Genomic DNA, 11775 nt, shown 5'->3' on the forward strand with positions numbered 1-11775 from the left:
TCAGCGATGCCATGCCGACCACAGGCGGGCATAGGTGCCGCCCCGGGCGACGAGTTCCTCGGGGGTTCCGAGCTCGACGATTCGGCCGTGTGCCATGACGGCTATCCGGTCACAGGCCTGGGCCTGGGTGAGTCGGTGTGCGACCACGACGGCCGTACGTCCACGGAGGAGGGCGGTGCTGGCGCGCTCGAGTTGCCGCGCGCCCGCACTGCCCGCCTCGGCGGTTGCCTCGTCGAGGATGACGACAGGCGGATCGACCAGCGCGATCCGCGCCAGCGCCAACTGCTGCGCCTGTCCTGCGGTGAGCGCGTGTTCACCGTCACCGACCCTGGTGTCCAGCCCGTTGGGGAGTGCGTCGACCCAGGTATCGGCACCGACGAGTTCCAACGCGGCCCGCAGGTCCTCGTCGGACGCGGCCGGGGCGGCCAACCGGAGATCGTCGGCCAGTGTGCCGGCGAAGACGTGCACCTCCTGGGTGACGACCCCGACCAGCCGCCGTAGCTCGTTCGGAGCCAGCTCGTGAATCGGCCGGCCGCCCAACCGCACCTCGCCACTCGTGGCGGGGAAGACACCGCCGACGATGGCCGCGAGGGTGGTCTTGCCCGCCCCGCTCTCACCCACGATCGCCAGTGACTCACCGGGCGCGACCTCGACCGACACGTCGTGCAGCACGGCCAGACCGTCGAGATAGCGGTGTCCCACGGAGGCTGCGACGATGCCGACCGAGGGGCGGGTCGTGGTTCGTTCGGCCCCACCCGCCGGGGGTACGTCAAGGGTGGCTATCCCGACGAGCCGGGCGAGGGCCGCACCGGCGGACTGGACGTCGTTGAAGGTGACCAGCAACAGGCCGAGTGGGCCGAACAGGCGGTGGAAGAGCAGGGCGGCGGCCGTGACGTCGCCGACGGTGCCGACGTCGGCACGGACCAGCAGGAATCCCGTGAGGAGCACTGCGACGAGCCCGATCGCCTCGGCGTAGTTCATCATGTTCGCGAACCAGAGGAATCCCCGGACCGCTCGCAGCCGTGCGTCGACCGCGCCACGGGAAGCCTGGTCGACCCGCATGCTCTGCTGGTTCTCCATGCCGTAGGCGTGGATCGTCCGGGTGCCGGCGAAGGTCGTGAGCAGGCTCTGCGTACGGATCGCGACGGCCCGTCGTTCGGCGGCGTAGCGGTGGTGGGCCTGCGGCAGGAACCGGCGCAGGCTGACGGCGTAGACCGGGAAGACGACCAGGAACGCGAGTGCGATACGCCAGTCCAGGGTCGCGAACCCGGCGAAGGTGATGACGACGGTAACCAGGGCGGTGAAGACCTCGGCAGCCAGCCGGGTCGAATCGATGATCTGCTCCACGTCGTCGGTGACCCGGGAGGCCACGTCTCCCGCACCGGCGGTCTCGAGCCGTGCGGCGTCCATCCGGAGTGCGTGGTCGAGCACCTCCTCACGCAGGTCGGCACAGGCGCGGGCACCCCACTCGGCCACGAGCCATCTCGACGTTCCGATCAGAAGCGCGGAGGTGAGGCCGGCAGCGAGGATCCAGGCCGACATGGCAAGCAGCGATCCGGTGGTGCCGCCGGCCGCAACCAGGTCGACCATCCGGCCGAGCAGAATCGGTACGGCAGCTCCGGCCGCGCTCGCTCCGGTCGACGTCAGGATCGACATCAGGGCGAGCGCCGGGTAGCGCCGCAGCTTTCGCTGGAAGACAGCGGCGGTGGTGCGTCCGTCCGCCACCGGGAGGGCCGCGACCGTCGTGCCGTTCACCGCAACACCACCTCGGCGTACGCGGGGATCTCGAGCAGTTCCCGGTGGTGTCCGATGCCTGCTGTCCGGCCGTCGTGCAGGAAGACGACTCGGTCGCAGCGGTCCAGCAGTGGTGCGCTGGTGGCGATCAGGACCGTCGCGCGGTTGTCGCCGGCCCGGTAGGTGCGTAGCCCCTCGGCGATAAGGTGCTCGGTGACCGCGTCGACCGCCGTCGTGGGGTCACGGAAGACGGTCACGGGCCGGTCGGCCAGCAGCGCCCGTGCGAGGGCGACCCGCTGCCGTTGGCCACCGGAGAGGTTCAGGCCGTGGTCGAGCAGTTCACGGTCGAGACCGCCGTCGTCGTCTGCCCGCAGTTCGGCTATGGACGCCGCCGTCATCGCCTCGCCCATGGCCGTCTCGTCCGGACCGTCGTCGGTCCGTAGCGCCTCACGCAGGGTGGCGCCGAAGAGGTCGACCGCGTGCGGCTCGACGAGTACGACCTGTCGCAACGAAGCCACGTCGAGGTCGGACACGGGTGTGCCGCCCAGTGTCACCTGCCCACGCTCGGGCACACGTGTTCCGGCCAGCAGTTCGGTGACGGCGTCGGCGGCAGTGATCTCCGTGGTGACGATTCCGAGCAGTTCTCCGGGCTCGACGGTGAGGCTGACTCCGTCGAGGCCCGGCGTGTGGACCCGGTCGAGGCGTACGGCGCCAGCGACAGCGGTCCGGGTGCCGGAGGTGGTGGGTTCGGGTGCGGTGAGGACCTCGGCGACCCGACCGGCACTGGCCCGGGAGGTGGCCAGTTGAAAGACACAGCCAGCGAGGTTGAGGACGGGATCGGTGATGAAAGTGGCCAGTCCGACGACCATGATGAGTTCCCCGATGGTGATCCGTTCCTGGAGCGCGAACCACCCGGACAGGGCGGCCACGGCCGCGATCAGCAGACTGGTGGTGAACGTCGACGCGCTGGTGAACGCCGCCCCGGCCTTGACCGCGCCGATGTTGGCATGCAGGGAGAGGCGGCTGGCGGTGCGGTAGCGACGGGCGGCTTCGTCGACGCCACCGAACCCACGCAGTGGTCGAAGTCCGGTGAGGAGGTCCGACGCGGTCGCAGTGGCCTGACCGATGGTCTGTTGCTGCACCGAGGTGCGACGTTCGACCAGTGGGCCGAGCGCATTGAGCCCGAGGACGAGCAGCGGAATGCCGACCACCAGTCCGATGCCGAGTAACCAGTCGATACGAAGCAACGCGACGGTCGACACCACGAGTCCAACGAGCGCGGCGACGATCCGGCTGCCCAGTTCAAGCAGTTCAGCGGCGGCATGGGTGTCCGACGTCGCGATGGAGAGCAGTTCACCGGTCTGGCGGTCGGTTCTGATTCCACGCCCGGTGATGACTCGCCGGACCACCTGCATCCGTAACAGGTGCGACTCCTCGAGTACCGCCTTGGAAAGGAACCAGAGCCCCGTCCGCCATCCCATCGTCAGAGCGGTGAACAGTCCGAAGATGCCCAGTACCGACCAGGTCATCGCCCATCCTGAGCCGGTGCTGACGGCGTGGTCGATCACCAGTCCGATCGCCACCGGGACGAGTGCCTCACACACCTGGTGCAGCGACCAGAAGGAGGCGCACAACGCCGTGCCTCTGCGCTGACGGCGGAACATGCCGCGAATCAGTTGGCGGGTCGAGGACCGGTGCCCGACGTCCCCGTCCCGTGTCGTCAGCGGCGGCCTGCCGGGACTGCCGTCGACTTGAGCAGCGTCGACGTGCTGCTCGGTGGCTTGCACCATCCCCACTCCGCTCCGCAAAATTAGGGAAGGCTAACTTAAACCCCTGCCCGAACGCCATTCGGCGGCAGGTAACCACCCACCCGCGCCCGGACGTACACCGTGGACGGCCGCGACGTACTACGACTCGGCACCGGATGTAGTGGCCGCTCGCTCGGCGGGTCCGGACGTGGATGCCCGTCGGCACCTGCGGCGACCAGGCTCCCGGCAGTCCCGGCACACCTTGACAGCAGGCAACTCAGTTAGGTTAGCCTAACCTCCGTGACTGATGGGAATAGTCGTACCGACGGGCTTCGGGGTGTTGATCTGCGCCTCGGCTACCACGGCGCAACCGTGGTACGGGACGCTGCGATCACCCTGCGCCCCGGCGCGGTTACGGCACTGATCGGGCCGAACGGCAGCGGCAAGTCGACGCTGCTACGGGGGTTGGCTCGGCTGCATCCGTTGGAGCGGGGCGAGGTCCTGCTCTCCGATGGCACCCCGGCACGTACCTTGACCGCGCGGGAGTTCGCCCGCCGGGTCACCCTGCTGGCCCAGAGCCGCCCCACGCCGAGCGGGGTCACGGTACGGGACGTGGTGGGCTACGGACGACACCCCTACCGGGGGCGGTGGCGGGCCGACGACCCCAACGGCCCGGCCGTCATCGACCGGGCCATGACGGTCACCGGCGTCACCGCCATGGCGGACCGACCGGTCGGCGAACTCTCCGGCGGCGAGTTGCAGCGGGTGTGGCTGGCCACCTGCCTGGCCCAGGACACCGCCGTCCTGCTGCTCGACGAACCGACCACCTTCCTCGACCTGCGCTACCAGGTCGAGATCCTCGACCTGATGCGGGAACTCGCCGACAACGACGACATCGCCGTCGGAGTCGTCCTGCACGACCTCAACCAGGCCGCCGCCGTCGCCGACGAGGTGGTTCTCCTGTCCGCAGGACGCGTCCGGGCAACCGGCCGGCCCTCGGACGTGCTCACCGAGGACGTCCTCACCGAGACCTACGGAATCCGTATCGAGGTGACCGTCGACCCGCTGACCGGGCTGCTCTCCACCCGTCCCGTCGGGCGGCACACGAGTCGGGCCCTCGCCTGATCCCTCAACCAATCCCCGAACAGAGAAGAAACCGATGAAGCGTATCCGCGCGACCGCCCTGGTCGCTGCCGCCGCGGCGCTGCTGCTCAGCGCCTGCGGCACCACCGAGACCCCGGCCACTGGTCAGGCCAGTCCGGATACCACGACCGGTGGCCCGGTCACCGTCACCGATGCCCGGGGCAAGGCCGTCACGCTCAAGGCCCCGGCCACCAGGGTCGTGGGGCTGGAATGGGGCGAGGTCGAGATTCTGGTCGGCCTCGGCGTCATGCCGGTCGGCGTCGCCGACACCAAGGGGTACGCCACCTGGGTCACCGCCGCCCCGCTCGACCCCAGCGTCAAGGACGTCGGCACCCGGGGTGAGGCGAGCGTCGACTCGATCGTCGCGTTGCAGCCGGACCTCGTGGTGATGGAGAACGACTCGAGTGCCGCGCTGATCCCCCAGTTGGAGAAGTTCGTCCCGGTGCTGGTCGCCAAGGGCAGCGACGCCGCCGACAACATCGGCCGGATGCGGTCCGACGTCAACATGATCGCCACAGCGACCGGCAGGACCGCCGAGGCCCAGAAGCTCTTCGCCGACTTCGACGCCGCCATCGCCGAGGGAAAGAAGAAGATCGCTGACGCCGGTGCCGCCGGCCAGCAGTTCGTCATCGCCGACGGCTGGAAACAGGGCAGCACGATCTCGATCCGGACGTTCGGCCAGGGATCGCTGGTCTCGCAGCTCGGTATCCAACTCGGCCTGAAGAACGCCTGGACCGGTGAAACCGACAAGGAGTGGGGACTGGGGCAGACCGACGTCGAGGGGCTGACCGTCCTCAAGAGCCAGGATCTGCACTTCTTCTACAACGCCTCGGACGGGGAGGACGTGTTCGCCGATGGGTTGGCGAAGAACGCGATCTGGAAGTCCCTGCCGTTCGTGCAGCAGAAGAAGCTGCACCGGATGCCCGACGGCATCTGGACCTTCGGCGGTCCGCTCTCCGCCAAGCAGTACATCGACCAGTTCGTGAAGGTCTACGCGGGTTGAGTCAGCCAAGCACATCCCCTCGGGTGGGGCCGGCAACCGAGCCGGCCTCACCCGAGCCACGCTCCCGCCCCCGGGTCGTCGGTGCCTTCGTCCTCGTCGGCGCGCTCCTCGTAGTGATCATGTTGGTGCACCTCACCCAGGGCACCTCCTCGGTCGGTGCCCGCGACCTGCTGCACCTGATCACCGGCGGTGACGACGAGGCCGCCCGGGTGCTGGTCGCCGCCCGCATCCCGCGACTGCTGGCCGGGTTGGCGGTCGGCATCGCGCTGGGCTTCGCCGGAGCCGCGCTCCAGTCGGTGGCCCGTAACCCACTCGCCGCACCGGACACCCTCGCGATCAACGCGGGAGCACACCTGGCGATCGTCGTCGTGGCGGCGTTCGGGATCGCGTTGCCGGTGCTCTCCTCCGGTGCGCTCGCCTTCTGCGGCGGGCTCCTTGCGGCAGGTCTGGTGATGGCGCTGTCCGCCGGGGGGCAGGCCGCGACGACCCGACTGATCCTCGCCGGCTCGGCCACCGCACTGGCCCTCAACTCGCTTACCATGCTGCTGCTACTCCTCTTCGAACAGGCCACCATCGGCCTCTTCGCCTGGGGCAACGGCTCCCTCGTGCAGACCGACCTGACCGCCTTCACCCAACTCGCCCCGGTCATCGGCATCGCTGCCGTACTACTCGTGACCCTCGGACACCGGCTGGACATCCTCGCCCTCGGCGACGACACCGCCACCGTGCTCGGGCTGGACGTCCGCCGTACCCGGCTCGTGGTCACCCTGCTGGCCGTCCTGCTGGCCGCCGCCGCGGTGACCCTGGCCGGACCGGTCGCGTTCGTCGGCCTCTGCGCCCCGGTCATCGTCCGGCTGCTCGGCCGGATGGTCCCCGGCGTGCACCGGCACCGGATCCTGCTGCCGATGTCCGGCCTCGTCGGGGTGGCCATCGTGCTCGGCTCCGATGTCCTGCTCCGCGTCGTACTCGGCGGACAGGCCGGGGTGGAAGTGCCCACCGGTGTCTTCACCACCCTCTTCGGCGCCGCGCTGATGGTGTGGCTGGCCCGCCGGCACCGGGACGCCGGGCCGACCCGACAACCCCCGGGTGCGCACGCCGCCGTCCGGTCCCGGAGCTTCCACCTCAGCGTGGTCACCGTCTGCGCGGTGGTGACCGGCGTGGCGGTGGTGCTCGGCATGCTTGCCGGGGACACCTGGGTCCTGCTCGGTGACATCGTGAACTGGGTCCAGGGCCGCACCGGACCGGCGTACACCTTCGTCCTGGAACAGCGGTGGCCGCGAGTCGCGGCGGCCCTGCTGGCCGGTGCGGCGCTCGCGGTCGCCGGCACCATCGTGCAGGCGGTCTGCCGCAACCCACTGGCCGAACCAGGCATCCTCGGCATCACCGCCGGCGCCGGGATCGGCGCGGTCTCCCTGCTGACCTTCGTCCCGCTGGCCGGGGTGGCCGCCATCTCCGGTGCCGCCGCCCTCGGTGCGGTCGTGGCGTTCGCCCTCGTCTACGGGATTGCCCGATCCGGGGGGCTGAGTTCCGACCGCCTCGTACTCATCGGCTTCGCGGTGTGGCAGGGCGGCACGGCGGTCATCACCTTCATCATCGTCACCTCCGACCCGTGGAACACCGCAAAGGCCCTGACCTGGCTCTCCGGCTCCACCTACGGTCGTACCGCCCCACAGGTCCTCCCGGTGCTGATCGCCCTGCTGCTCAGCATCCCGGCGGTGATCGCGGTCCGCCGCGACCTCGACCTGCTGTCCCTGGACGACGACACGCCCCGCGTGCTCGGGGTCCGGCTGGAACGTACCCGGCTGATCGCCCTGGGCGTGGCGGCGTTGCTCACCTCGACCGCGGTCTCCGCGGTTGGCGTGATCGGCTTCGTCGGCCTGGTCGCACCGCACGCCGCGCGGGCCCTCGTCGGTGGCCGGCACGGCCGGGTGCTGCCGGTCGCGATCCTGCTCGGTGCGGCACTGGTCAGCCTCGCCGACACCCTCGGCCGCACAGTCATCGCTCCCGCCCAGGTCCCCGCCGGTCTGGTCACCGCCATGATCGGCACCCCGTACTTCGTCTGGCTGCTGTGGCGCTCGCGCAACGGCACGACCGGACCCCGATGAGATCCATCTGGCCGTACGGCATCTGCGCCGCACGAGCGATGTCCGAGAAGGAAGGCAGTCATGACGAGCACCCTGCCCGTCGCGCCGTGGCGCGTCTTCAGCGTCGAGGTACGCACGCTGCGGCGGCTCAGCCCGTCGTTCCTGCGCGTGACCTTCACCGGAGGGGACCTGGACCGGTTCGCCGACAACGGATACGACCAGCGCATCAAACTGGCCCTGCCACTGACCGGGGAGGCGGTGGCGGAGCTACCGCCGGGCCCCGACTGGTACCAGCAGTGGCGGGACCTTCCGGAGGACCGGCGCTGCCCGATCCGCACGTACACCGTCCGGGCGGTCCGCCAGCAACTACAGGAGGTCGACGTCGACCTCGTCCTACACGGTGACGGCGGCCCGGCGACCCGGTGGGCACGCCGGGCCCGGCCCGGTGACCGGCTGGCCCTGGTCGGACCGGACGCGGGCTATCCGGGCGCGCACGGGGGTATCGAGTTCCAGCCGCCGAAGGGCGGAACGCTGCTGCTGGCCGGAGACGAGACCGCGGCGCCCGCCATCTGCGCCATCCTGGAACGGCTACCCACCGGGGCACGGGGTCACGCGGTGATCGAGGTACCCGATCCGGAGGACGAGCTGGTGGTGACCGTCCCGTCGGGAATGACCGTGACCTGGCTGGCCAGGACCGGCGAGCGGTACGGCAGCCGCCTGGCACCCGCCGTGACCGGGCTCGCCGCCCAGTTGCTGCCGGTCGGCCGGACCGACGTCTCCCTGCCCCGGATCACCGGATCCGAACCGTTGAGTGACGTGGACGTGGACCGGGAGATCCTGTGGGAGGTGCCGACCCGGCCAACCCCCGCACCGCTCTACGCGTGGCTGGCCGGCGAGGCAGGCGTCATTCGTGGCCTACGTCGACACCTGGTCGCCGAACGCGGCCTCGACCGCAGTGCCGTGGCCTTCATGGGCTACTGGCGGCTGGGCCGCGCCGAAGCCTGAAACGGCAGACCCGGCCGGTGGGACATGACAGGACGGTCTTGCCGGACCGGCAGTCACCGACGACGGATGCGGCGGATCGATCGGATCGGCCGCCTGTCACCAGTGGCGGCGATCGTCCTCGCCGCGACCCTCGACGAAGGCCGCCCAGGGATCAGTGGCCGGGCGTGGGTGGATGCTCGGACCGACGGGTTGGGCGGCGACAGCGGTCCTGGTGGCGGATGGGTCAGCTGCCGGCTTCCGGTTTCGGCTGGCCAGGGCTGCGGCCAGCGCGGTGGTGATGGGCACGGCGCAGATGAGGCCGATGGTGCCGACGACGCTTCTGACCACTTCCTGGGCGATCAGTTCGCCGGTCAGCAGCTCACCGACGGGGGTACCACCGGTGGCGAACAGGAGCATCATCGGCAGGGACGCGCCGGCGTACGCAAGAACGATGGTGTTGATGACCGATGCGATGTGTGCACGACCGATCCGGGTGGCGGAGCGGTAGAGGGCCTTGAAGCCGTACGCCGGGTTCGCCACGGACAACTCGGCGACCGTTACCGACTGGGTGACCGTTACGTCGTCGAGCACGCCGAGGGCACCGATGACGATGCCGGCCAGCAGCAGTCCACGCATGTCGACGTCACCTTGGGTGATGGTCAGGTAGTTGGAGGTCTCGTCGGCGACGCCGGAAAGATGCGTGACGGCGGTCGCGACCGCCGAGAGCACGGCGGTCAGCGTGATGGCGGCCAGGGTGCCGGCAACGGCGATGGTGGTGGTCAGGTTGAAGCCGTGGGTCAGATACAGCACCGTCAGCATGATCGCGGCGGCACCCACGATGGCAACGAGTAGCGGTGGTTGCCCGTCGAGGATGGCGGGCACGATGAACAGCAGCAGCACGACGAAGGTCAGACCGAGTCCCGCGAGAGCGGTCAGACCACGCCACCGGCCGAAGGCGATGACAGCGACGGCAAACGCCAGGCCGAGCAGCCAGAGCGGGGTGGAACGCTGATGGTCCATGATCGAGTAAGACTGGGTGGCCAATTGGTCGTCCATCAGCTTGAGCAGCACGATCTCGTCGCCGACCGTGACGTCGATCGCCCCCGGCCCGAAGGGTAGGTCCGCTGTCACGGTTGCGCCGGTGTCGGGGCCGTCGGTCAGTTTGACCGTTGCCGTGCCACATGTCGTGGCCGTACCGGCTTCCGGGGTCTGTGGGTCTTCGGGGGTCGGGCCCTCGGGACATACGGCGACCGAAACGGCGGTGACTTCACCGAGTACCCGGACCGGCTGCCCGGCTGCCGGCGCGTCAGGCGTACTGCTGGGCCACAGCGCCAGCATTCCGATCACCGTCGCGGCGATGGCCGGAATCAGCAGGGCGATGGTCAGTCGACGCCCTGACCTGCTGTCGTTCAGCTGATGCTGGTGGCTATGAGCCATGCGACCCTCCCGTTCGGGCCGGGCCGGTGCGCAAGGCGACCTCGACCCGGCGTGACAGCCAAGCCGAAGGTCTCGCTCGCCTCGATGCAACGGAGGCCGTGGGGCCGGATGCGGACCGCATCAGTGTGTCGACCACAACGTTGGGAGCTACTCCCCTTCGCGACGGTCACCCTAGCCGACAACCGCCGGCTCTGCCAGCGACCACTCCTCGTAGCCACCGCAGGGCCATCCCACCGTGATCCAGTTGACCGTCGACATCGGGCTGGGCGTGCGCCTGGCACTGGGCTGACCCGGTGCTCGGCTGACCCGGCACGTGGCGGTGGGCCGACGTACGGCGGAGGGCCGGGCGAGGTTCGCCCGGCCCTCCGCCGTGGAGCCGTCAGGCAGAACGAAGCATTCCGGGACCGAACACCTCGTAACCGATCCGCTCCGTCGGTACGCCACGCGTGAGCAGATTGCCCCGTACCAGGTTCATGAACGGCAGTGGCCCGCACAGGTGGACGTCCACCTCCGAGGCCGACTCCAGTGGAATGAGTTCCGGGTCGATCCAGCCGGCCTTGACCTGCGCCGCCGGCAGCCAGAAGTCGGAACTGACCTCCTCGTACCAGAGGCTGACCCGCAGGTTCGGCAGCTGATCCACCAGCCGGGACAGGTTCTGACGCAGGGCATGGTGTGCCTCGCTCCGGTCCGCGTGGGCCAGGACCACCGGCCGGTCCGGGGTGCTCTCGGCGACGTATTCGAGCGCGGACATCGCCGGGGTGAGACCGATCCCGGCACTGACCAGCAGCAGCGGGCCGTCACCGGCGACCGCGCTGACCTCACCGAAGGCGGGGCTGAGCCGTAGTGTGTCACCAACGGCGATACGTTCGTGCAGGAAGGTCGAGACCACACCGTCCGGGCTGTCGGCGGTGCCGCGTTCCCGCTTGACGGTGATCTGCCACTGCGGGGCACCCGGTCGACCGGACAGGCTGTACTGCCGGATCTGCTGGTCATTCTCATCGAGATCGACAGCGACCGAGACGTACTGTCCGGGGGTGAACGACGGGACCGGGCTGCCGTCGACCGGTTCCAGGGTGAACGAGACCACGTCGTCGGTCTCCACGGTCCGCCCGGTCACCCGCCACTGACGCCAGACGTCGATCTCCTGGCCGACCCCGACCGTGTGGTAGAGCCGCGCCTCGCGGGCAACCAGCTCACAGGCCATCAGCCAGTACGTCTCGTCCCAGGCTGCGGCGATCTCCGGGGTCACCGCCTCGCCGAGCACCTCGCCGACGGCCGCGATCAGGTTGCGTCCCACGATCGTGTACTGGGCGGGGGTGATCCCCAGCGAGGCATGCTTGTGCGCGATGCGATCGAGGATCGCGTTCCACGGCGCTTCGGTGTTGCCGATGAGGTGCTCGGCGTACGCGACGACGGACGCGGCCAGTGCCTGACGTTGCTGCCCGGTGGCCTGGTTGCTCCGGTTGAACAGGTTCAGCAACTCCGGGTTCTCCTCGAACATCCGCTGGTAGAACCGGCCGGTCACCTCCTCTCCATGTGCCTTGAGCAGGGGCAGGGTGGCGGTGACGATGGCAGCGGAAGTCGCCGTGAGCACGAGTTACTCCTTTTGGATCAGGACTGACCACCACCCATAGAAAGGGCG

At 69.6% G+C, this 11775-nt stretch carries 8 protein-coding genes; 4 read left to right on the forward strand and 4 right to left on the reverse strand.

Annotated features, from left to right (window positions below; translation table 11 throughout):
- Together ACFQ4H_RS00140 and ACFQ4H_RS00145 are read right to left on the reverse strand one after the other, a co-directional pair.
- Nucleotides 1-1755: an ABC transporter ATP-binding protein gene (locus ACFQ4H_RS00140; protein WP_377565401.1), complete on the reverse strand. Its 1755-nt coding sequence runs from the start codon at nt 1753-1755 to the stop codon at nt 1-3.
- Nucleotides 1752-3524 carry an ABC transporter ATP-binding protein gene (locus ACFQ4H_RS00145; protein WP_377565403.1) on the reverse strand — a complete coding sequence of 591 codons (1773 nt, stop codon included), beginning with the start codon at nt 3522-3524 and terminating at the stop codon, nt 1752-1754. Before ACFQ4H_RS00145 ends, ACFQ4H_RS00140 begins: the two co-directional genes overlap by 4 nt.
- 258 nt (nt 3525-3782) lie before the next feature.
- On the opposite strand from ACFQ4H_RS00145, the gene ACFQ4H_RS00150 reads away from it, so the two are divergent.
- The 4 genes from ACFQ4H_RS00150 to ACFQ4H_RS00165 are packed head-to-tail and all read left to right on the forward strand — an operon-like array spanning nt 3783 to nt 8717.
- Nucleotides 3783-4607 carry an ABC transporter ATP-binding protein gene (locus tag ACFQ4H_RS00150; protein WP_377565405.1) on the forward strand — a complete coding sequence of 275 codons (825 nt, stop codon included), beginning with the start codon at nt 3783-3785 and terminating at the stop codon, nt 4605-4607.
- Nucleotides 4608-4641: 34 nt separating this feature from the next.
- Nucleotides 4642-5628 (forward strand): ABC transporter substrate-binding protein, encoded by a 987-nt coding sequence (locus ACFQ4H_RS00155; RefSeq protein WP_377565407.1) that lies wholly within the window; start codon nt 4642-4644, stop codon nt 5626-5628.
- 23 nt (nt 5629-5651) lie between these two features.
- Complete coding sequence (locus tag ACFQ4H_RS00160) at nt 5652-7733, forward strand: iron ABC transporter permease (protein WP_377565410.1); 2082 nt, start codon at nt 5652-5654, stop codon at nt 7731-7733.
- Between the two features lie 60 nt (nt 7734-7793).
- The gene (locus ACFQ4H_RS00165) at nt 7794-8717 is read left to right on the forward strand and encodes a siderophore-interacting protein (RefSeq protein WP_377565412.1); all 924 of its coding nucleotides are present in this window, start codon (nt 7794-7796) and stop codon (nt 8715-8717) included.
- 96 nt (nt 8718-8813) lie between these two features.
- Here ACFQ4H_RS00165 and ACFQ4H_RS00170 read toward each other — a convergent pair whose 3' ends face one another.
- Together ACFQ4H_RS00170 and ACFQ4H_RS00175 are read right to left on the reverse strand one after the other, a co-directional pair.
- Nucleotides 8814-10133: a YibE/F family protein gene (locus ACFQ4H_RS00170; RefSeq protein ID WP_377565414.1), complete on the reverse strand. Its 1320-nt coding sequence runs from the start codon at nt 10131-10133 to the stop codon at nt 8814-8816.
- Between the two features lie 379 nt (nt 10134-10512).
- Nucleotides 10513-11727, reverse strand: coding sequence for a globin domain-containing protein (locus ACFQ4H_RS00175; protein ID WP_377565417.1), 1215 nt, complete (start codon nt 11725-11727; stop codon nt 10513-10515).
- Nucleotides 11728-11775: the final 48 nt, after the last annotated feature.

This window comes from Micromonospora sonneratiae (genome assembly GCF_042679305.1).
Lineage (GTDB): Bacteria > Actinomycetota > Actinomycetes > Mycobacteriales > Micromonosporaceae > Micromonospora_H > Micromonospora_H sonneratiae.

Coding starts and splice junctions, on each gene's coding strand:
- ACFQ4H_RS00145 (WP_377565403.1), bottom strand. CDS start 3,524: ATGGTGCAAGCCACCGAGCAGCACGTCGACGCTGCTCAAGTCGACGGC.
- ACFQ4H_RS00165 (WP_377565412.1), top strand. CDS start 7,794: ATGACGAGCACCCTGCCCGTCGCGCCGTGGCGCGTCTTCAGCGTCGAG.
- ACFQ4H_RS00155 (WP_377565407.1), top strand. CDS start 4,642: ATGAAGCGTATCCGCGCGACCGCCCTGGTCGCTGCCGCCGCGGCGCTG.
- ACFQ4H_RS00170 (WP_377565414.1), bottom strand. CDS start 10,133: ATGGCTCATAGCCACCAGCATCAGCTGAACGACAGCAGGTCAGGGCGT.